This window comes from Janthinobacterium glycogeni (genome assembly GCF_051380725.1).
Lineage (GTDB): Bacteria > Pseudomonadota > Gammaproteobacteria > Burkholderiales > Burkholderiaceae_D > Janthinobacterium.
Window position 1 is genome coordinate 812,049 of sequence record NZ_JBNYXP010000001.1, and the last position, 20,986, is coordinate 833,034.

At 62.3% G+C, this 20,986-nt stretch carries 19 protein-coding genes; 7 read left to right on the forward strand and 12 right to left on the reverse strand.

Annotated features, from left to right (window positions below; translation table 11 throughout):
- Positions 1-106: 106 nt before the first annotated feature.
- The 4 genes from ACQ4W4_RS03730 to ACQ4W4_RS03745 all read right to left on the reverse strand — a co-directional run bounded on the left by ACQ4W4_RS03730 (position 107) and on the right by ACQ4W4_RS03745 (position 3,676).
- Positions 107-730, reverse strand: coding sequence for an L-threonylcarbamoyladenylate synthase (locus ACQ4W4_RS03730; protein ID WP_436503514.1), 624 nt, complete (start codon positions 728-730; stop codon positions 107-109).
- Between the two features lie 38 nt (positions 731-768).
- Positions 769-1,653, reverse strand: a complete 885-nt coding sequence (gene htpX / locus ACQ4W4_RS03735) for a protease HtpX (RefSeq protein ID WP_436540826.1) — start codon at positions 1,651-1,653, stop codon at positions 769-771.
- Between the two features lie 223 nt (positions 1,654-1,876).
- Entirely contained in the window at positions 1,877-2,710 is an 834-nt protein-coding gene (locus ACQ4W4_RS03740) for a 3',5'-nucleoside bisphosphate phosphatase (RefSeq protein WP_436540827.1), read from the reverse strand.
- Between the two features lie 90 nt (positions 2,711-2,800).
- Entirely contained in the window at positions 2,801-3,676 is an 876-nt protein-coding gene (locus tag ACQ4W4_RS03745; RefSeq protein ID WP_436540828.1) for an alpha/beta fold hydrolase, read from the reverse strand.
- Between the two features lie 207 nt (positions 3,677-3,883).
- Here ACQ4W4_RS03745 and ACQ4W4_RS03750 point away from each other — a divergent pair, with 207 nt between their 5' ends.
- The 5 genes from ACQ4W4_RS03750 (at position 3,884) to ACQ4W4_RS03770 (ending at position 9,508) form a co-directional block, all read left to right on the forward strand.
- Positions 3,884-4,408, forward strand: a complete 525-nt coding sequence (locus tag ACQ4W4_RS03750) for a gamma carbonic anhydrase family protein (protein WP_436540829.1) — start codon at positions 3,884-3,886, stop codon at positions 4,406-4,408.
- Positions 4,409-4,412: 4 nt separating this feature from the next.
- The gene (gene hslO / locus ACQ4W4_RS03755) at positions 4,413-5,390 is read left to right on the forward strand and encodes an Hsp33 family molecular chaperone HslO (RefSeq protein WP_436540830.1); all 978 of its coding nucleotides are present in this window, start codon (positions 4,413-4,415) and stop codon (positions 5,388-5,390) included.
- A gap of 151 nt (positions 5,391-5,541) precedes the next feature.
- Positions 5,542-7,947: a TonB-dependent receptor gene (locus tag ACQ4W4_RS03760; protein WP_436540831.1), complete on the forward strand. Its 2,406-nt coding sequence runs from the start codon at positions 5,542-5,544 to the stop codon at positions 7,945-7,947.
- The gene (locus ACQ4W4_RS03765; protein WP_436540832.1) at positions 7,947-9,077 is read left to right on the forward strand and encodes a glycerophosphodiester phosphodiesterase; all 1,131 of its coding nucleotides are present in this window, start codon (positions 7,947-7,949) and stop codon (positions 9,075-9,077) included. The genes ACQ4W4_RS03760 and ACQ4W4_RS03765 overlap by 1 nt, the downstream gene beginning before the upstream one ends.
- A 152-nt stretch (positions 9,078-9,229) precedes the next feature.
- Positions 9,230-9,508 (forward strand): hypothetical protein, encoded by a 279-nt coding sequence (locus ACQ4W4_RS03770; RefSeq protein ID WP_436540833.1) that lies wholly within the window; start codon positions 9,230-9,232, stop codon positions 9,506-9,508.
- A 396-nt stretch (positions 9,509-9,904) separates the two neighbouring features.
- Here ACQ4W4_RS03770 and ftsB read toward each other — a convergent pair whose 3' ends face one another.
- The 3 genes from ftsB to pyrG form a co-directional block, all read right to left on the reverse strand.
- A complete protein-coding gene (gene ftsB / locus ACQ4W4_RS03775) occupies positions 9,905-10,228 on the reverse strand; it encodes a cell division protein FtsB (protein ID WP_035821182.1) in 324 nt (107 codons plus the stop codon).
- Between the two features lie 61 nt (positions 10,229-10,289).
- Entirely contained in the window at positions 10,290-11,573 is a 1,284-nt protein-coding gene (gene eno, locus ACQ4W4_RS03780) for a phosphopyruvate hydratase (protein ID WP_070260371.1), read from the reverse strand.
- A 140-nt stretch (positions 11,574-11,713) separates the two neighbouring features.
- Positions 11,714-13,366: a CTP synthase gene (gene pyrG / locus ACQ4W4_RS03785; protein WP_436540834.1), complete on the reverse strand. Its 1,653-nt coding sequence runs from the start codon at positions 13,364-13,366 to the stop codon at positions 11,714-11,716.
- A gap of 246 nt (positions 13,367-13,612) precedes the next feature.
- Between pyrG and ACQ4W4_RS03790 the strand changes: the two genes are divergently transcribed.
- The gene (locus ACQ4W4_RS03790; RefSeq protein WP_436478735.1) at positions 13,613-14,017 is read left to right on the forward strand and encodes a PRC-barrel domain-containing protein; all 405 of its coding nucleotides are present in this window, start codon (positions 13,613-13,615) and stop codon (positions 14,015-14,017) included.
- 54 nt (positions 14,018-14,071) lie between these two features.
- Here ACQ4W4_RS03790 and ACQ4W4_RS03795 read toward each other — a convergent pair whose 3' ends face one another.
- The 5 genes from ACQ4W4_RS03795 to ACQ4W4_RS03815 all read right to left on the reverse strand — a co-directional run bounded on the left by ACQ4W4_RS03795 (position 14,072) and on the right by ACQ4W4_RS03815 (position 19,386).
- On the reverse strand, positions 14,072-16,327 hold the full coding sequence (locus tag ACQ4W4_RS03795) for a TonB-dependent receptor domain-containing protein (protein WP_436540835.1): 2,256 nt from the start codon (positions 16,325-16,327) through the stop codon (positions 14,072-14,074).
- Between the two features lie 53 nt (positions 16,328-16,380).
- Positions 16,381-17,154, reverse strand: coding sequence for an energy transducer TonB family protein (locus ACQ4W4_RS03800; RefSeq protein ID WP_436540836.1), 774 nt, complete (start codon positions 17,152-17,154; stop codon positions 16,381-16,383).
- Positions 17,151-17,576, reverse strand: coding sequence for a TonB system transport protein ExbD (gene exbD / locus ACQ4W4_RS03805; RefSeq protein ID WP_436540837.1), 426 nt, complete (start codon positions 17,574-17,576; stop codon positions 17,151-17,153). The genes ACQ4W4_RS03800 and exbD overlap by 4 nt, the downstream gene beginning before the upstream one ends.
- Positions 17,577-17,579: 3 nt before the next feature.
- Positions 17,580-18,335, reverse strand: a complete 756-nt coding sequence (gene exbB / locus ACQ4W4_RS03810) for a tonB-system energizer ExbB (protein ID WP_436540838.1) — start codon at positions 18,333-18,335, stop codon at positions 17,580-17,582.
- A 142-nt stretch (positions 18,336-18,477) separates the two neighbouring features.
- Complete coding sequence (locus ACQ4W4_RS03815; RefSeq protein ID WP_436540839.1) at positions 18,478-19,386, reverse strand: ChaN family lipoprotein; 909 nt, start codon at positions 19,384-19,386, stop codon at positions 18,478-18,480.
- 188 nt (positions 19,387-19,574) lie between these two features.
- Between ACQ4W4_RS03815 and ACQ4W4_RS03820 the strand changes: the two genes are divergently transcribed.
- Positions 19,575-20,984 (forward strand): FAD-binding oxidoreductase, encoded by a 1,410-nt coding sequence (locus ACQ4W4_RS03820; protein WP_436540840.1) that lies wholly within the window; start codon positions 19,575-19,577, stop codon positions 20,982-20,984.
- Positions 20,985-20,986 lie beyond the last annotated feature (2 nt).

The following is a 20,986-nucleotide window of genomic DNA, read 5'->3' on the forward strand; positions in this document are numbered from 1 at the left end:
TCTTATGTTGCCATTAAGACCCTGCCTTGCCGGGAGCGTCCTTGGCTGGCAGCGGATGCGTTCCGCTGCCGGGACAGGCTAGAAAGACGGGCGCCGGCCAGGCCGCCTACAATCCCAGCACGGCCGGGTCGCCGCGTCCCACGCGCACCACTTCCGGTTCCGGCCCCGTCAGGTCGATAACGGTGCTGGGACCATGCGCGCAGACGCCGCCGTCGATGATCAGGTCGACCAGTTTTTCCAGGCGTTCGCGGATGGTGTCGGCATCCGTCAGGCTGTCTTCGTCGCCAGGCAAGGTCAATGTCGCACCGAGCAGCGGCTGGCCCAGTTCTTCCAGCAGGCATTGCACGATGCGGTGCTGCGGCACGCGCAGGCCGATGGTCTTGCGCGAAGGATGGCTGAGGCGGCGCGGCACTTCCTTGGTCGCTTCCAGGATGAAGGTGTAGGCGCCCGGCGTGGCCGCCTTGAGCAGGCGGAACTGGCGATTGTCGACTCTGGCATACACGCCCAGCTCGCTCAAGTCGCGGCACAGCAAGGTCAGATGGTGCTTTTCATCCACGCCACGGATGCGGCGCAGGCGCTCGACGGCGCCCTTGTCGTCGAGCTGGCACACCAGCGCGTAGCAGGAATCGGTGGGCAAGGCCACGACGCCGCCGGACTGGATGATCTGCGCCGCCTGCTTGATCAAACGCAATTGCGGATTCTCAGGGTGAATATGAAAAAATTGACTCATGTGTAAGCGTTCTGGCGAACCAGCTTGTTAAGTTAGCATTATTGTACGCCGCGCAGCGCGGCGATACGTTCTTCGATGGGCGGATGGGTGGCGAACAGCGCGCCCCAGCCGCCATTGCCGCCGCTGATGCCCAGCGCCTGCATCGATTGCGGCAGTTCGCCCGGATGCACGCCGCCCAGGCGGGCCAGCGCATGCATCATCGGCGTGGGGCTGCCCAGCAGCTTGGCGGAACCGGCGTCGGCGCGGAATTCGCGCTGGCGCGAGAACCAGGCGACGATGATGGAAGCGAGCAGGCCGAAGATCACTTCGCACACCATCACGGTCACAAAGTAACCGATGCCGCGCCCGCCGCCTTCGCGGTTGTTATTTTTCAACAGCACATTATCGACAAAGAAACCCACGACGCGGGCCATGAAGACGACAAAGGTATTCACCACGCCCTGGATCAGGGTCAGGGTCACCATGTCGCCATTGGCGACGTGGGCGATCTCGTGGCCCAGCACGGCTTCGACTTCATCGCGGTTCATGCTTTGCAGCAAACCGGTGGACACAGCCACCAGCGCCGAATTCTTGAAGGCGCCCGTGGCAAACGCATTCGCGTCGCCTTCGTACACGGCCACTTCCGGCATCGCGATGCCGGCCCGCTCGGACAGCGCCCGCACGGTATTGACCAGCCACAACTCCGTCGAGGACGTCGGGTTGTCGATCACGCGCGCGCCCGTGCTCCACTTGGCCATGGGCTTGCTGATCAACAGGGAAAAGATCGAGCCCGTGAAGCCCACCACCAGCGAAAACACCAGCAGGCTGCCCAGGTTCAGGGTACTGCCGCGCGCCGGATTGCCCACGCCCAACAAGCTGAGGACGAGCGACAGCACCAGCATCACGGCCAGGTTGGTTGCGATAAACAGGACGATACGTTTCATGGGCGATGGCTCCGGATGGCTATGTATAACAAGAATAACGAAAAGATATGCACGCTAACGCCGATTTCAAGCAGCTGGCTCCGGCGACACGACGGCGCATCGGCAGCCAGGAAAATCGTCGCGAGCGGCAGTGATTTGTGGCCGAGAAGCGCAGCTGTACTTTAGTACAGCGAGCATCGCCGGCCGCAAAGCGCGCCGCGCAGCAGATTTGCCTGGCTGTCAGCTAAAACCAGTCGTGCCAGATCGGTGTCACGTTGGCTGGCAAGGGCGGCAGCTTGGCAAAATCCACGCGCGATTCGCCGGGCGCATGGAAATCCGTGCCGCGCGAGGCGAGAAAGCCGTAGGCATTGGCCAGCTGCGCGTATTCCGGATACTGGTCCGGACTGTGGCTGCCCGTGACGACTTCGATGGCCACGCCGCCGAGCTGCTTGAATTCATCGAACAGCACGCCTTGCGCCATGTCGCTGAAGCGGTAGCGGCCCGGGTGGGCGATGACGGCCACGCCGCCCGCGCCGCGTATCCAGCCCACGGCTTCGGCCAGGGTGGCCCAGCGGTGCTCGACGTAGCCCGGCTTGCCTTCCGACAGGTATTTCTTGAACACGTCAGGGATATTCGCGCATTTCCCCGTTTCCACGATGTAGCGGGCAAAGTGCGTGCGCGACATCAGGTCCGGGTTGCCGACGAATTTCAAGGCCCCTTCATAGGCGTCGGGGATGCCGGCCAGGTCCAGCTGGCGGGCGATTTCGCGGCCGCGCGCGTCGCGCCCCGAGCGCGTCTGGTGCAAGCCCTGCACGAGGCCCGGATTGTTTTCATCGACTTGCAAGCCCACGATGTGCACGGTTTCGCCGGCCCAGGTGATCGAAATTTCCACGCCGGCCACGAAGCGCATGCCCAGATCGAGCGCGGCCGCGCGCGCGGCGGCGACGCCGGACACCTCATCGTGGTCCGTCAGCGCCCACACGTCGACGCCGGCCTTGCGTGCGTACGCAGCCACGGCGGCGGGCGCGAGCACTCCGTCGGAAATATTCGAATGACAATGCAGGTCAACTTTAAGCATGTGACAACAATACCCTGCACGGGCTCAGCATGGAAGAAGTTTTCATTGTACGCTGCTTGTCAAATCGCGCTGCGGCGTTCCCGACACACATCAGGTCAAAAATGCTTCCACCAGCCGCGCCAATGCCGCCGGTTGATCATGATGCAGCATGTGGCCCGCGTCCGCCATCATCTCGCAGCGTACATCCTTGATGCAGGCCAAACGCCGGTCGATCTCGATGCGCGCCTGTTCCTTGGGCCCCATCCATTGCCACATATTCGTGTCATCGGCCTCCACCCACAGCACGGGCGCCGTGATGCGGCGCCAGCACGCCATCACTTCTTCCACCTGGTACAGGATGGGATTGACGCGTTTGTGCTGCGGGTCGCCCAGGATGTCCCATTCACCCGCTTCGTTCTGTGCCGACCAATGCTCGGCCAGGAAGGCCGCGCGCTCGTCCGGCAGGCGCGGATTGGTCTTTTGCAGGCGCTCGGCCACGGCGCGTTGCGAAGGATAGCTGCGCATGGCGGGCGCCTCGCGCAATTCGTCCAGCCACTTGGCGTAGCGGCCCGGCGCCTGCTCCGGCTGCGTCGCCATCATGCCGAAGCCTTCCAGGTTGATGAAACGGCTGATGCGCTCGGGCCGCACGCCCGCGTACAGGCCGGCCACGTTGGCGCCCATGCTGTGGCCCAGCAGGTTGACGGGCGCGTCCGGCGAATAGTGCAGCAGCATGGCGTCCAGGTCGGCCAGGTAGTCGGGGAACCAGTAGGTGTCCGATTGCGTGTAGTCGCTCAGGCCAAAGCCGCGCCAGTCGGGGGCGATCACGTGCCAGTCGCCTTTCAGCTCGTCAACGACGAACTGGAACGACGCGGCCACATCCATCCAGCCGTGCACCATGAAGAGGATGGGCGCCCCTTCGCGGCCCCAGTGGCGCACATGCGTGCGGGCGCCGCGGATGTTGATGCATTCGGAACGGGAAAGTTTCATGGGTTTCATCTCATTGCCTGCCTTGAAAGTGGCGCGGATGGCGCCACATGCTGTGTCTGTAGATAGGATGGACATAAAAGTACGACCGTTCGATAATTATACCGGATTGACGGTCGGCGCTCGGACTTGTCATGCAACAGCGTAAAATAGCGCAAAACTTTCGCGTCCGGCCGTGCCTGGCGCTTCCACCACCGCCACAGGCTAACGATGACACTCTACCAATTGGGCGCCGATGCGCCGCAGATTGATGCTTCCGCTTTTGTTGCCGACACGGCCAACGTGATCGGCAAGGTGACTCTGGAAGCGAATACCTCCGTATGGTTCGGCGCCACCATTCGCGGCGACAACGAACGCATCACCGTGGGCGCCAACAGCAATGTGCAGGAAGGTGCCGTGCTGCATACGGACCCCGGTTATCCGCTGGACATCGGCGCGAACGTGACCATCGGCCACCAGGCGATGCTGCATGGCTGCACGATCGGCGATGGCGCCCTGATCGGCATCCAGGCCGTGATCCTGAACGGCGCGAAGATCGGCAAAAACTGCCTGGTCGGCGCGGGCGCGCTGGTCACGGAAGGCAAGGAATTTCCCGACAATATGCTGATCCTCGGCTCACCGGCGAAAGCCGTGCGGGCCCTGACGGCAGACGATATCACCAGGCTACAAGGCAACGCCGTGAACTATGTGCAGCGCGGCCAGCTATTTAATACGCAACTCAAGAAGATTGGATAAGAGAATGACGACTGAAACCACGGGCGCCGTCAGCGCCGCCACCGGCCAGGATACCCTGCAAAAATTTATTTTCGACAACGCCGCCGTACGCGGCCAGTTCATCGACGTTTCGACCACCTGGCAGGAAGTGGTGTCGCGCCACGCCTACCCGACGGCCGTGAAAAAAGTACTGGGCGAAATGGTGGCCGCCGCCGCCCTGCTGTCGGCCAACCTGAAATTCAACGGTTCCATCATCATGCAAATCCATGGCGACGGTCCCGTGCGCCTGATGGTCGTCGAGTGCGATTCCGACCTGCGCCTGCGCGCCACGGCCAAGCTGGACCCGGACGCCACGATTCCCGACGTGGCCACCGTGCCGCAATTGCTCAACGCCACGGGCAAGGGCCGCTTCATCATCACCCTGGATCCGGCCGACAAGGTGCCGGGCCAGCAACCGTACCAGGGCATCGTGCCGCTGGATGGCGCCGACATGGCCACCGTGATCGAAAACTACATGTTGCGCTCGGAACAGCTCGATACGCGCCTGTGGCTGGCCACGGACGACACTGTCTCGCGCGGCCTGCTGCTGCAAAAGCTGCCCCACCATGGCGGCAAGGCCGAAGCGACGCCCGTGTCGGAAGAAGACGCGCTCGACACATGGAACCGCGCCGTGATGCTGGCCTCGACGCTGAAAGAGGCGGAAATCCTGTCGACGGACATCGAGACCCTGATGCAGCGTTTGTTCTGGGAAGAAACGATCCGCGTCTTCGATCCGCTGCACCCAAGCTTCCATTGCACTTGCACGCGCGAAAAAGTGGGCAATATGCTCAAGATGCTGGGCGAGGAAGAAGTCAACAGCACGCTGGAAGAAGTGGGGCAAGTGGGCGTGAACTGCGATTTCTGCGGCCAGCACTACGAATTCGACAAGGTCGATTGCGCGCAGCTGTTCATCACGGATGCCCCGGCCGAGGTCTTGATTCCGCCAGCGGCCAGCATCAACTAAGCATTCCAGTTTCGTCATGAATCTGCCGCGCCGCCCTTGAGGCGGCGCGATTGTTTCCACTGTCATCGTTCCGTCATCAGTTCGTCATCAGCCCGTCACGCGCCGCCGTTACGCTGCGCAGCTTGTATTACTTCCCACTTTCCACAGGCTGATGATGACCACCCACTTGACGCTGGCCCTGCGCCGCCATTCCTTCCATGTTTTGCTGGGCGCCTGCGCCGCTGGCCTTTCCTTGCCGACGCTGGCGCAAACGGCCGTGGCCGCCGCCGTGGCCTCGGCCGCCGCCGACATGGCCGCGCCTGCCGCCGATGACGGCGCGACGATGGCCACCGTGGAGATTTCCTCGCGCAAGACGCGCTCTTCCGTCGCCCTGAGCAAGAATGAAATCCAGAAAATCCTGCCCGGCACGAATCCCCTGAAAGCCCTGCAAACCTTGCCTGGCGTCAGCTTTCAGACGGCCGATCCGTGGGGCAACAACGAGCAGAACCTGTCGCTGTTCGTGCATGGCTTTTCCGGCCAGCAACTCGGCTACACCATGGACGGCGTGCCGCTGGGCGACCAGCAATACGGCAACTACAACGGCCTGTCGCCGCAGCGCGCCGTGATCAGCGAAAACGTGCGCAGCGTCGTGCTGTCCTCGGGCGCCGGCGACCTGGCCACGGCGTCGACCAGCAACCTGGGCGGCACCATCGAAACCTATTCCAGCGACCCGCTGGCCACGCAAGGCGCCAGCGTGCAGCAAACGGTGGGCAGCCACCGCACCTCGCGCACGTTTGCCCGCTACGACACGGGCGCCTTCGGCGACGGCGGCAGCGCCTATTTCTCCATCCTGCACCACGAAGCGCGCGCCTGGGATTTCGATGCGCGCCAGGGCGGCGACCAGTTCAACGCCAAGTACGTCAACCGCAGCGAGGCGGGCAAGCTGACCCTGTTCTTCAATTACTCGGACAAGATCGAGCCGAACGAAGACAGCACCGTGCACGTGGCGGGCGAGACGAGCGCGCCGTACACGCGGCCCTTCCTGTATCCGGACTTCAAGGCGGCCCTCAATTACCTGTCGCCGACGGGCGCCACACCGGCCGCCGACGGCAACAATTACCGCAACTACTACAGCGATGCGCAGCGCACCGACTACCTGGCCTACGCCAAGTTCGACGCCAACCTGGCCGAAGGCATGACCTGGTCCAACCAGGTGTATTACCACAAGGATGACGGCGCGGGCGTGGTGGCCGGCCCCATCGGCGTGGCCGGCTTGCCTGGCCTGTTCAGCGTGTACTACCCGAAGCAGAACCTGAAACAGGTGTTCGGCAACTCGGGCTACGCCGTGCGCACGACGGAATACGACATCAAGCGCGGCGGCCTCCTTTCCACCTTGCGCAAGGAGCTCGGCAATCACCAGCTGGAAGCGGGCCTGTGGCTGGAACAGAACCGCTCGTCCGCCTACCGCCGCTGGTATGCGCTCGACGTCAACAACCCCACCTCGCCGTACGACCGTCCCAGCAACCCTCTGATCACGCAGTACGGCAGCGAGATCGACAACAAGGTGGTGCAGCTGCACTTGCAGGATGAATGGCGCATCCGCCCCGATATCGCCCTGCAGGCCGGCTTCAAGTCCAGCCTGCAGTTCGCCGACGGCCAATTCCCCGTGCAGCCGGCCAAGGGCGCCATTGCAGGCGGTTCGACGGCCTTGCCGGTCGGTACCATCAACACGAAAAAATGGTTCTTGCCGCAAGTGGGCGCGCGCTGGGATGTCACGCCGCAAGACCAGCTGTATTTCAACATCCAGAAAAACATGCGCCAGTTCGTCACCTATGGCGGCGGCGGCGCCTCGCCGTGGAGCTTGTCGAGCCAGGCCGCTTTTGATTTGTTCAAGCGCGACGCCAAACCGGAAACGGCCCTCACCTATGAAGTGGGCGTGCGCGGCAGCCATCCATTGAACCTGGGCGCCATCACGGCCATCGATGGCCAGGTTAACGTCTACCACGTCGATTTCAGCAACCGTTTGCTGCAGATCAGCCCCACGCCCGTGATTTCCTCCATCATCGGCGGCAATCCCGTGCTGGCCAACGTGGGCAGCGTACGCACGGACGGCATCGATATCGCCGGTACTATCCACTTCGGCAACAATTTTTCGTTCTACAATGCCCTGTCGTACAACCGCTCGCAGTACGCGGACAATTACAACAATGGCGCCGCGCTGGTGCTGACGGCGGGCAAGAACGTGCCGGGCTCGCCGGAATGGCTGAACAAGTTCGTGGCCTCGGCTACCTTTGGCGATATCGAAGTGCAACTGACGGGAGACTATGTGGGCAAGCGCTACGCGACGTACACCAACGATTTGTCCGTGCCCAGCTATTTCCTGATGGGCCTGGGCGTGTCGGGCAAGCTGCCAGCCATGGCCGGCTGGCTGAAAAACCCGCGCTGGCGCGTGAATGTGAGCAACCTGGCCAACCGCGAAGGGTCCTTGAACGTAGTGGTGGGCGCGGCCGACAAGACCTACAACACTTTTCCGATCGCCCCGCGCCAGGGCTTCCTGACCCTGACGGCGGATTTCTGATGCGTACGCCTATCCTTCCGCAGCGGCATTTTTCGCGCCGTAACTTCGTCCAGGCGGCCGCCGGCGGCCTGGCCCTGGCGGCCGCGCCCGGCTTTGCCGCCGGTCTGCTGGCCACGCCCCCGAGCCGCCCGCTGGTGTTCGCGCACCGGGGCGCCAGCGCCCTGCGCCCCGAACATACCTTGGCGTCGTACGCCAAGGCCATCCTCGACGGCGCCGACTACGTCGAGCCGGACCTGGTCGCCACGCGCGACGGCATCCTCGTGGCGCGCCACGAAAGCAACCTGGTCGACACCACCGACGTGGCGCGCCGGCCCGAGTTTGCCAGCCGGCGCGGCAGGAAGATGGTCGACGGCGAATGGCACGAAGGCTGGTTCGTCGACGACTTCACGCTGGCCGAACTGAAAACCCTGCGCGCCATCGAACGCTTGCCGAAAGTCCGCACCGGCAACACCTTGTACGATGGACAATTCCAGATCCCGACCTGGGAAGAAATCATCGATTTTGTTGCAGCGCAATCGGCCGCCAGCGGACGCGTCATCGGCCTTGTGCCGGAGCTGAAAAGCTCCACGTATTTCCGCGATACAGGCCTGGCGCTGGAGGACCGTTTCCTGTCGACCATGCTGGCGCACGAATACACGCGCCGCGCACCGATCGAAATCCAGTCCTTCGAAGTGGCGAATTTGAAGTACCTGCGCGAGAAGCTGGGACGGCGCGCCAACGTGCGCCTGATGCAGCTGGTGGTGGGCGGCGACGTGCGCCCGATGGATGTCGTCAAGGCGGGCGGCAAGCTGACCTTCGGGCAAATGATCACGCCGGCCGGCCTGCGCGACATCGCCGCCTACGCGGACGTGGTGGCGCCGCCCACGCGGGGCGTCATCGCGCTGGGCGCCGACCAGCGCCTGGCCAAGCCCTCGTCCATCGTCGACGATGCGCACCAGGCAGGCTTGCTGTTGCACACGTGGACCTTCCGTCCGGAAAACCGCTTCCTGGCGGCCGACTTCCGCGATGGCAATGGAGACAATGCGCGCAACGAAGCGGGTTCCGTGGCGGAAATGCGGCGCTATATCGAGACGGGACTGGACGGCTTTTTCAGCGACGATCCGGGTCTGGGACGCATCGCCGCCGGATAAACATTTCGTAACAAATTCTTTTTCAGGGCGTGGCCGATGGCTACGCCCTTATTATTCGTTTCTTGAATTTCTGAAATTGGAATTTGAAATTAGACATATATCGTCAACTCCATTATTGTGCAATGCAACAACAGACCATTCATGGAGGGCATATGTCCACTTTTACCAACACCTACAGCAACGACGACAACTATTTCAGCAACCTGGGCCGCGCCACGCGCGCCTTCCTGGGCGCCCTGCTCGCTTCCAAGCCATACAGCGAACTGGCCCAGAAGGAAGTCATCGCCACCGCGACGAGCAGCGCCGACGACGAGCGTTATGTGCGCCCGAGCAAGCGCGATTTCGCCCTGCTGAACTCGGAAGCGAACCGCTACGAAAAACTGATGCCGAATCTGGCAGCCGAACTGCGCTTCCTCGCTTCGCGCGGCTAAAAAAACGCCCAGAGCGGCGTTGCCTGCGCCTCGCCGTACGTTCGTACTGTCTTCGGCTTGGCGCCTGGCCCTGGACGTTTTTTTATGCTGACTAAACGCATGTCCAAAAGTGCGTTGCCTGCGCCTGGCCCTGGACGTTTTTTACCTAAATAATTATTAACAAGGAATTTTTATGATATTTCTCGAAACCGTACTGGTAAGCGTGGCCGTCGTGGTCACCGGCATCCATTTTTACCTGATCTCGACCGGCAAGGCCCGTTTCTGATCGGCAAGCAGCAGTAGCACCACGCCGCGCCATGCGGCCAGTCGTGTGCAGCAGTACAAGGTAACAAGGTAGCAATGTGATATGTCAGCCTGGCAATCGGTCCAGGCTGGCAAGTGGGAAGTAGTACTATCTTAATGTGGCGCTGCGGCGTCCACCGGCGTTTCCAGCAGTGGCGGGGTCTGGCCCTTGCGCACGATCTGCACGAAAATCTCATTCTGTTTGACCATGCCCAGCTCATAGCGGGCACGCTCCTCGACGGCGCCCGTGCCATCCTTCAGGTCGCGCACTTCGGATTCGAGCTTGGCGTTGCGCGCCTTCAATTCCATATTCTTTTTATTCGCCACCGCCACTTGGGCTTCCATGTCGGCAACGCGCAGCCAGCCGCCTTTACCCAGCCAGAGGGGAAATTGGATCAGCAGCAGCAGGGCTGCCAGGGCGAGCGTAATCAGGCGCATGGGGTAGTCGGTTAACAAACCGGCCGGATATCTCCGGCCGGCCAGTGGGTTTTACATCAGCTTACTTCAGATTATAGAACGCATCGCGGCCAGGGTAGCTGGCGATGTCGCCCAGGTCTTCCTCGATACGCAGCAGCTGGTTGTACTTGGCCATGCGGTCCGAACGCGACATCGAGCCGGTCTTGATCTGCAGGGCGTTCGTGGCAACGGCGATATCGGCGATGGTCGAGTCTTCCGTTTCGCCCGAGCGGTGCGAAATGACGGCCGTGTAGCCGGCGCGCTTGGCCATTTCGATGGCGGCGAAGGTTTCCGTCAGGGTACCGATCTGGTTGATCTTGATCAGGATCGAGTTGGCGATGCCTTTCGAGATGCCTTCTTTCAGGATCTTGGTGTTGGTGACATACAGGTCGTCGCCGACCAGTTGCACTTTCTTGCCCAGTTCCTTGGTGAGGATCGCCCAGCCGTCCCAGTCGCCTTCATGCATCGCGTCTTCGATCGAGATGATCGGGTACTTGTCGCACCAGGTCGCCAGCAGGTTGGTGAACTCGGTGGCCGTCAGGCTCAGGCCTTCGCCTTCCATTTCGTACTTGCCGTTCTTGTAGAACTCGGACGCGGCGCAATCGAGGCCGATGGCGATCTGCGTGCCTGGCTCGTAGCCCGCTTCTTCGATGGCCTGGATGATCAGCTTGATGGCTTCTTCATGGTTGGCCAAGGATGGCGCGAAACCGCCTTCGTCGCCCACGTTGGTGTTCAGACCCTTCTTGTGCAGGATCTTTTTCAGCGTGTGGAACACTTCCGCACCGTAGCGGACGGCTTCCTTGAACGACGGGGCGCCCACGGGAATGATCATGAATTCCTGGATATCCAGGTTGTTGTCGGCGTGCGCGCCGCCGTTGATGACGTTCATCATCGGCACTGGCATCTGCATGGCGCCCGAACCGCCGAAATAGCGGTACAGCGGCAAGCCCGCTTCTTCGGCGGCCGCCTTGGCGACAGCCATGGAGACGGCCAGGATGGCGTTGGCGCCCAGGCGCGATTTGTTTTCCGTGCCGTCCAGGTCGATCAGGGTACGGTCCAGGAAAGCCTGTTCATTGGCGTCCAGGCCCATGATGGCTTCGGAGATTTCGGTATTGATGTTCTCGCATGCCTGCAGCACGCCCTTGCCGAAGTAGCGCTTGGCGTCGCCATCGCGCAATTCCACGGCTTCGCGCGAACCGGTCGAGGCACCCGACGGCACGGCCGCACGGCCCATCACGCCCGATTCCAGCAACACATCGCATTCGACGGTCGGGTTACCGCGCGAGTCCAGGATTTCGCGACCGATAATATCAACAATAGCACTCATGTCATTCTCCAAAGTTAAGCGTAACAGGGGCTGCACACTGCGTTCTGATGCGCAATTGCACAAAGGGGGCAAAGAAACTCCCGGCGGGAACCATCTGGCCGGGAGCTGTCTTACGGGTAATACTGTCGCGATCGACCGCGTTATTGCGCAGCGGCGTTGGCTTCTTTGTGCGCCAGCGCTGCCTTGATGAACGAGGTAAACAACGGATGGCCGGTGCGTGGCGTCGACTTGAACTCAGGATGGTATTGCACGCCCATATACCATGGGTGGGAATTTTCACCCGTGCGTGGCAATTCCATGATTTCGCACAAATCTTCGCTCGGCGTGCGGGCCGAGACGATCAGGCCAGCCGCTTCGACACGGGCCAGGTAGTGATTATTGGCTTCGTAGCGATGACGGTGACGCTCGGTCACCACGCTGCCGTAGATCTCGGCGGCGAGGGTGCCCGGATTGACGGCGCAGGTCTGCGCGCCCAGGCGCATGGTACCGCCCAGGTCCGAGTTTTCATCGCGCAACTCGACTTTACCATCGTGGTTTTGCCACTCATTGATCAGTGCAACGACAGGTTGATCCGTATCAAGGTCGAACTCGGTCGAATTCGCGTTCGGCATGCCAGCCTTGTTGCGCGCGTATTCGATCAGGGCCACTTGCATGCCCAGGCAGATGCCCAGGTAAGGGATCTTGTTTTCACGGGCGAACTGGGCGGCCTTGATCTTGCCTTCCACGCCGCGCTTGCCGAAGCCGCCCGGTACCAGAATGGCATCATACTTGGCCAGGTTCTCGCAACCGGTCGTTTCGATTTCTTCCGAATCGATGTACTCGATATTGACGCGGCTTTCCGTGTGGATGCCGGCGTGGCGCAGCGCTTCGATCAGCGACTTGTACGATTCGGTCAGCTCGACATACTTGCCGACCATGCCGACGGTCACTTCCGCCTTCGGGTGTTCCATCGTGTAGATCAGCTTGCTCCAGATCGACAGGTCGGCCGGTGCGGGATCGAGGTCCAGCGCGTCGCAGATGATCTTGTCGAGGCCTTGGTCGTGCAGCATTTGCGGCACTTTGTAGATGGTGTCGACGTCCCATACGGAAATGACGGCGTCTTCCTCGATGTTCGAGAACAGCGAGATTTTCGCGCGCTCGTCTTCCGGGATCGCGCGGTCGGCGCGGCACAGCAATGCGTTGGGCAAGATGCCGATTTCGCGCAGCTTCTGCACCGAGTGCTGGGTCGGCTTGGTCTTCAGTTCACCGGCCGAGGCGATGTAAGGCACCAGGGTCAGGTGGACGAAGGCCGTGTTCTTGCGGCCGGCGCGCAGGCTCAGCTGACGCGCCGCTTCCAGGAAGGGCAACGATTCGATATCGCCGACGGTGCCGCCGATTTCGCACAGGGCCACGTCGTAGCCTTCGGCGCCACGGCGGATGTAATCCTGAATTTCATTGGTGATATGCGGAATCACCTGCACGGTCTTGCCCAGATATTCGCCCCGGCGTTCCTTGCGGATCACCGATTCATAGATCTGGCCGGTGGTGAAGTTATTCACCTTTTTCATGCGGGTGGAGATGAAGCGCTCGTAGTGACCGAGGTCGAGGTCGGTTTCGGCCCCGTCGTCGGTGACGAAGACTTCACCGTGTTGCATAGGGCTCATCGTGCCAGGATCGACGTTGATATACGGGTCGAGCTTGAGCATGGTGACTTTAAGGCCGCGCGATTCGAGGATCGCGGCGAGGGAGGCGGCGGCAATCCCTTTTCCAAGGGAAGACACAACGCCACCAGTGACGAAGACAAATTTGGTCATTGCAGATGGTGCCGAACGGCACGTGCGGGAAATTGAAATTATACACTAAAGCCCGCCTGCGTCGCCCCCCGCGCGCGGAAATTTGCGCCAAATACCGACTATCCCTGCCCCTCCTGCTGTCTACGCACAACAAAATTACCCAATAGCAAGAATTGAAATATTTCCAATTCCATACTTTGTGTGGGAGACCGAACAGACCCTGCCGCGCCCTGGCGGCAGACTGGGATTTTTCAACAGGAGGTCACCATGAGCTACGAAGAACGCGACGCCTACGGCATGTATGTCAACCGCGGCCACAAAGGCCCCGGCCCTGAACTGATGGGTGCGGACACCCTGATCGGCGACCATGTGCACAATGCCAAGGATGAACACCTGGGCGAAATCAAGGAAATCATGATCGACATGCGCAGCGGCAAAATCGCCTACGCCGTCATGTCGCACGGCGGTGTCTTCACCATCGGCGAAAAGCTGTTCGCCGTGCCTTGGGAAGCGCTGCTGCTCGACACCGTCAACAAGCGCTTCACCCTGAACGTCGACAAGGAACGCATCGAAAACGCGCCCGGCTTCGACACGGATAACTGGCCGAACATGGCCGATACCACGTGGGTGAACTCCATCCATAGTTACTACGGAACTACCCCTCGGGAATAAGCTCGCAACGACATCCGCCCCGGTACCAGACATCGGGGCGGTGTCACTCCCGCCCTAGAAGCGATATTCCAATCCAGCAATATACGTCCTGCCCCTTGCCGTGCTCAACGGCGTGTTGTCCTGCGACTGCGACGGCATCGAGTTCAGCCGGTTCAGCGCTTCCGAAAAATCCTTGTTCATGGCATTCTGCACGGACAGGCGCAGGAACAGATTCTTGCTGACCTGATAGCTTGCATACAAATCGATCACGGCCGGGATCTTCGGATTGTCGGCCTTGAGCACTTCGCCCGTCGCTGCATCGGCGTCATTGTCCGGCGACAGGCGGCGGTTCGAGCCCGTGTGCTTGAGGATGGCGCCCACTTCCAGCTTGTTGTCCAGCAAACGCGTGCCCACGTCGAGGTTGTAGTACACGCTGGGCAGCTCGCTGATGTCGGCCGCGCCGAACCACGCGCTGGCGATCGACGTGGGCTGGCGCGTCGTTTCGCGCGTGTACGACAGGCGCGCATACGCAGGCCCCAGGTGATATTGCGCTTCCAGTTCCCAGCCCCGCGAATACACGGGCGTGGCCGAGTTGATGTAGATATACATATTGGTCACGTAGTCATCCACATTCTTCCAGTCCTTGGCGATCACTTCCGCGATATTGCACTTGCGCCCGCTGTCGCACACGAGGAAGGACTGGCTGGTGATATAACCGTCGATCTTGCTCTTGAAATACAGGGCCTTGAAATTCAGCGCATCGTTAGCGCTCAGCAAGCCATGCAGGCTGGAATTAAAGCCCAGCTGGTAAGTGCTGGCCCGCTCGCCCTTCAGGAAGGGGTTCATCGATGCCCCGCCGTCATTCGAGAAAAACACTTCCTGCGGATTCGGCCCGCGCATGGTGCGCTCGGCGCTGGCAAACGGCTGGAACCACGGCGTCACCTGGGCGGAAACGAGCAGCGAGGGATTGATGCCATGCTCCTTGAGCGCAATATTGCTTGCCCCTTGCGGGAAGCACTGCACGCGCAAGTCGCAGGCAGGCTTGTAGCCCGTCAAGTTAAAGTGCGTGTAATTGAGACCAGCATTGAGCTGATAGATGCCGCGGTTGTATTGCAGGCCCGCATACAGGCTGTCGATCTTTTGCTTGCCGGTGGGACCGAACGTATTGTTTTCAATCGATTGCTGGTTCGCGTCCGGGTTGTCCGGGTCGTCGACGAGGCTTTCCACGTGCTTGCTGTACTGATTGCGCATCAGCTTGCCGCCGATGGTCACCAGCGCATCGCCGCCGGCCAGCCTGAAGCTGCTGGTGTTGTTGATGTCGACCGCGTCGGCGCGGTTGGCCGCATTCGTGTTGATGAAATTGGTCAGCGCCTCGGGCATGTATTTCTGGTTGCCGCGGCTGCTGCTGGCCACCACATTGAGGTCGATCAACTCGGAGAACGGCGTGTAGTGGTATTTGACGTAGTAGTCATCGCTGTGGATATCGCGGCGCGTAAACGTGCTGCGGTAATCGCGCGCCGACAGTTCCAGCGCATGGAAGTCGCTCAATTTGAGGTCCAGCTTGAGCAATTGCGACCTGGGCTTTTGCTTGTAATAGCGGTTGTAGCCGAAACCGAATTCCTCGCTGTTGACTCCCTTCGCATTCTTGTAGTTGTTGCCGATCACGCTCGCACTGGTGGCGGCCATGAAGCCCACGCTGCCGCCGTCGAAGGCAGGGTTTTTCATGGCCACGGCCAGCATGGCGCTGCGTCCCACGCCGTTATTGCCGGTCCACATCTTCGTGCGCGCCCCCGTCTTTTCCCCGGCGAAGACGATGTCATCGACGCCGATGGTGCGGAAATTGGCGCTGCCGGCCAGCGCATTGACGCCGTCGCCGCCGACGACATTGCCACGCGACACGTCCACGCCGATGATGAAGTTCGGGTCGATCAGCGCGCCGAACTGGCTGCTGGGCACGCCGCCGTGCGACACGGACGACGGCGCGCTGCCATAGTAATTCTGGCTCACGCCGTCGACCATCATGTTCACGCGCCCCAGGCCCGACAGGCCGCGGATGTTCACGCTGACGGCGCCCTGCGCCGGATCGATCTGGGTAAACGTGCCCGGCATGCTGCGCACGATCTGGTCGACCGGCTGCAAGCGCGTATCGGCCCCGCGTGCGCTGACGGCGCCCGGTTTTTCCAGCGCCTGCTGCTCCACGGATAGCGCTTGACCCGATACGTTCAGCGGCGAAAACTGCACCTTGCCGCTTTCCTGTGACTGCGCCCCAGCCTGCTGCGCCAGCAACGCCATGCAGACGCCCACGGCTTGTGCCATTGTCTTGATATGCATACACCCTCGATTTGTTATGGATAGATTTTTTTAATGAAAAGCAATCGGCATCCTCATGCCTGGTCAGGTCCTGGTTCCAGCTTGAACGAGACGGGCAAGGTGACGGTCACCGTACCCTGGTGCAGGACGTTGTCGGGCGGCGCCGGCAACGGCTGCGCGCGCTGCAGCACTTGCAGCGCTTCGCGGTCGAGCAGCACCGTGCCCGACGACGTGACCAGCTCACTGGCCAGCAGCTTGCCGTCGCGGTTGACCTGAAAGCGCACCCAGGCGGCGCCGGCCCGCCTGCGCTGGCGCGCGTCGCCCGGATAGCGCTTGAAATGGGCCAGGTGGCCGAGCACCCGGCTTTGCCAGCTGGCCGGCGCCGCGCTGGCGGGCGGCGTGTCGCTGTCGAACGGCGCCGCCTGCGGACCGCGCACGGTGCTTGGTGCCGGCGTGGCGCTGCTGCTGGCCTGCGCCAGCAAGGACGCTTCCCTGGCGGCATCCTTGTCTGGATCTGGCGACGGACTGGCTTCTGCCTTCGCTTCTTTTTCGGCGGCGACGATGTCCGGCGCGGCGGCGCGCGCCAGCACGGGCAGCGCTTGCTGCCTGGTCGTACTCTTTTTCGGTTGCGCTGCGCTGGACGCGGCCGACTGGCGCGCCCCTGCCACTGCCGCCTGTTGTGTCTCCGGCGACATCGCTTGCGCGGCAAATACGACCATCACGCTGGCGGGCGGCTGCGCGGGCGCGACGGCAACGGGCTGCCAGCCGGCCCACAGCAGCAGCGCCAGCGCCGTAGCCGCCACCAGCGACGTAGCGATGCCCCAGCTCAATACCGGACGCGGCCTCACCCGCCCTCCCGGCCCACCAGGCCCACTTTCAAATAGCCGGCCTGGCGCAGGGCATCCATGACGCCCAGCACGTCTTCATAGGCGGCTTGCTTGTCGGCCTGGAAAAACAGCGTGCGCTGGCGGTCGCCGCCCGTCCGGGCGTCGAGCAGGCGGCCCAGCTGCTCGCGCGCCACGGGCGACTCGCCCAGGTACAGGCTATGGTCGGCTGTCAGGGAGACGAACAACGGTTTGTCGGGACGCGGCTCGGGTTGGGCCGTGGCGGCCGGCAAGTCGATCTTCAGGTCGACGGTCGCCAGCGGCGAGACCACCATGAAGATGATCAGCAGCACCAGCATCACGTCGATGAAGGGCGTGACATTGATGTCGCAGAGCTCCGGCATGTCGGCCGTGTCGTCGTCCGGTGACGGAAACAGGGACGCCATGGCTCAGGCCTGCTGGCGCGTGTCGAGGTCGCGGCTCAGCATCAGCAGCACTTGCGCGGAAGCGGCGCGCAGCTGCGCCTTGTACTGATTGATGCCGCGACTGAGCACGTTATAAATGACGACGGCGGGTATCGCCGCCACCAGGCCCAGCGCTGTCGCCAGCAAGGCTTCCGCGATACCGGGCGCGACGGTCGCCAAATTTGTGCTCTGGCTGACGGCGATGCCGATAAAGCTGTTCATGATGCCCCACACGGTACCAAACAGCCCGACGAACGGTGCCACGGCGCCGATGCTGGCCAGCAGACCGATGCCTTGCGACATGCTGCGTACATTTTGCGCGATCCACTGTTCCTGGCGGAAACCGGCCCGCTCCTTCAGGGCCGCCGCCGGCGCGCTGGTATGCGACAGACTCAGTTCCTGCTGCACCTCGGCCAGCAGCTGCTGCGCCAGCGAATGGCTGCCTGCGCCCTCCACTTTGACGGCCGCGTCCGGCAAGGAGATGGCCGTCTTCAGCATGGCAACGGCTTGCGCCGCCGCGCGCCGCGCTTGCAGCAAGCTGGCGCCCTTCACCAGCAAGACCACCCAGGTGGCCAGCGCGGCGAGCAGCAAGCCGATGAGCACGCTTTTGACGATCTGGTCGGCGGCGAAGAACATGCCCAGCGGCGACATATCGTGCGGCAAGGCGGACGCGTGCGCCGTGGCATGGAAGAGGGAAAGAAACACGCCGCCGGCGGCGGCTTTGCTACAGAGGATACGCATGAGAACTTTGACAGGTAACAGGCATGGCTGCGCCAACGGCGCGCACGCGCATGCAAAAAAAATCGGAAAAACTACCTGGCTGCTGCGAAGAAGCTTGCTGGGGAGGAGTGCCGGGCTGAACGCCCGGCGAAGTTGCAACGGCTTACTTGGCGCTGGCGACGGCAGGTGCCGCCACGGGCGTGTACCACACAAAATCCGCCTGCGGCGCCAGCACCGTGGCGCCCTGCTGGGCCAGCACGAGCACCAAGGGTGCCGGGCCGCCCGTCAAGTCCTGCACATGCAGCGGCACGCCCAGGTCCTTGTGCGCATGGTAGGCGCCGGCGATCAGCACGGCGGGCGCGGGCGCGGCCAACAGGCGCTCGGCCATGCGGCGGTCGCGCTGCTGCTGCACCGACAGCATCGCGGCCAGGCGCGGCGCGTCGATCTGGTTGTCGTGCATGACGCGGATGATGTCTTTCAGTTTGTCATGGACCTTGGCATCGTTGGCCAGGTTCGAATGCTGGCCCTGCACGGCCGGCTGGTCGATAAACAATTGCTTGATCTCGCTGCGGTCCAGGTTGGCCGACCAGACGGGATATGGCGCGCGCATCACGGTCATGACCAGGTCGCCATATTGCGCCCACTTCCAGCCGGGTTGCCAGGCCAGCAGCTCGGCCACGTGCTCGGGGCGCACGACGGGGTCCGTCTGCAGCCACGGCTTGACCTTGTCCACCTTGGCTTGCTGGTCCGGGTTCAGCATTTCCAGCAGCACGCTGCCTTGCGGGCGCTGGTCCTGCAATTGCTGCAGCAGCCACTGCTCGATCCGGTGGTGGCTGAGCTGGTCATGCTGCTCGCCCACGATGACCCGGGGCGCGGCGGCCAGCTGGGCCAGCAATTGTTCGGCAGTCAAGCGCTGGCCGCTGCGCAGGTCGACGATCTCGCCCAGCTGGCGCACGTCTTGCACAGTAGCCGATGCGGCAGTCGTGGTACCCAGCGGAGCGGCGCTGCTGCAGGCGCTCAGCGCCAGCACGCAGGCGGGCAGGACGGCGGCGAGGGACAAGGGGAATTTCATGGCATGGCCTTTCGGATGGAAGCACGCATTGCAAAATCACTACTGGCGGGCATTTTAATGGAAATGATTCTCATTTACAACCAATGCACGGCGCGCCATGCGGATTTTTTTACAAGCGGCAAAAAATTAACTGGCGCTTCCGTGCAATCCCCGGAGGCGGAGTAGAATAAAAAAAACGGAGGACTCGCGTGAATCAAACTGACCAGTTGGCGGTACTGAAAAAACCGCTGCCCGTATCCCTTGCTGCCGTACTTTCCCTGATCTTTGCCGACCGCTTTTCCATGACGCAATCCATGCGCGAACACCATGGCCGCGACGAGTCGAGCTATCCCCCCATGCTGCCGGACGCCGTCATCTTCGCCCATTCCACCGAGGAAGTGGCGGCCGCCGTCAAGTTGTGCAGCGCGCACGACGTGCCCGTCATCGCCTACGGCAGCGGCACCTCGCTCGAAGGCCATGTGCTGGCCCTGCATGGCGGCGTGACGATTGATCTGTCGCACATGAACCAGATGGTAGCCGTGCATGCTGAAGACTTGACGGCCACCGTGCAGGCGGGCGTGACGCGCAAGCAATTGAACGAGGAGCTGCGCGACACGGGCCTGTTCTTCCCCATCGACCCGGGCGCCAATGCATCCTTGGGCGGCATGGCGGCCACGCGCGCCTCGGGCACGAACGCCGTGCGCTACGGCACCATGCGCGAAAACGTGCTGGCCCTGACGGTGGTGACGGCCGACGGGCGCATCATCAGGACGGGGACCAGGGCGAAAAAATCGTCGGCCGGCTACGACCTGACGCGCCTGTTCGTCGGCAGCGAGGGCACGCTGGGCATCATCACGGAAGTGACGGTGAAACTGTATCCGCTGCCGGAAGCGATCTCGGCCGCCGTATGCTCGTTCCCCGGCACGGGCGAAGCCGTCAGCGCCGTGATCCAGACCATCCAGATGGGTATTCCTGTGGCCAGAGTCGAGTTTCTCGATGAAAATGGCGTCAAAGCCATCAACGCCTACGACAAGATGGCGCTGCCGGAAAAGCCATTATTACTGTTTGAATTTCACGGCACGCCGGCCAGCGTGGCCGAGCAGGCGCAGCTGGTGCAAGCCATCACGGCGGAGCACGGCGCCAGCGATTTCGAGTGGGCCAGCCGCCCCGAAGACCGCTCGCGCCTGTGGGCCGCGCGCCACAACGCGTATTTCGCCCTGCTGCAGATGCGCCCCGGCAGCCGCGCCATTTCCACCGACTGCTGCGTGCCGATTTCGCGCCTGGCCGAATGCATCCTCGCCACCCAGGCCGATTGCGAGGCGCAGGGCCTCGTCTATGCCATCATCGGCCACGTGGGCGACGGCAACTTCCACGTGCAGATGCTGGTCGACCCCGATGATCCGGCCGACATCGCGCGCGCCGAAAAGGTCAACAGCGACATGGTCACGCGCGCCATCGGCATGGACGGCACCTGCACGGGAGAACACGGCGTGGGCATGCACAAGATGGCCTTCCTCGTGGAAGAACATGGCGAGGGCGCCATCGACACCATGCGCGCCCTCAAGCATGCGCTGGATCCGAAGAACATCATGAATCCCGGCAAGATCGTGCGCTGGTAAAT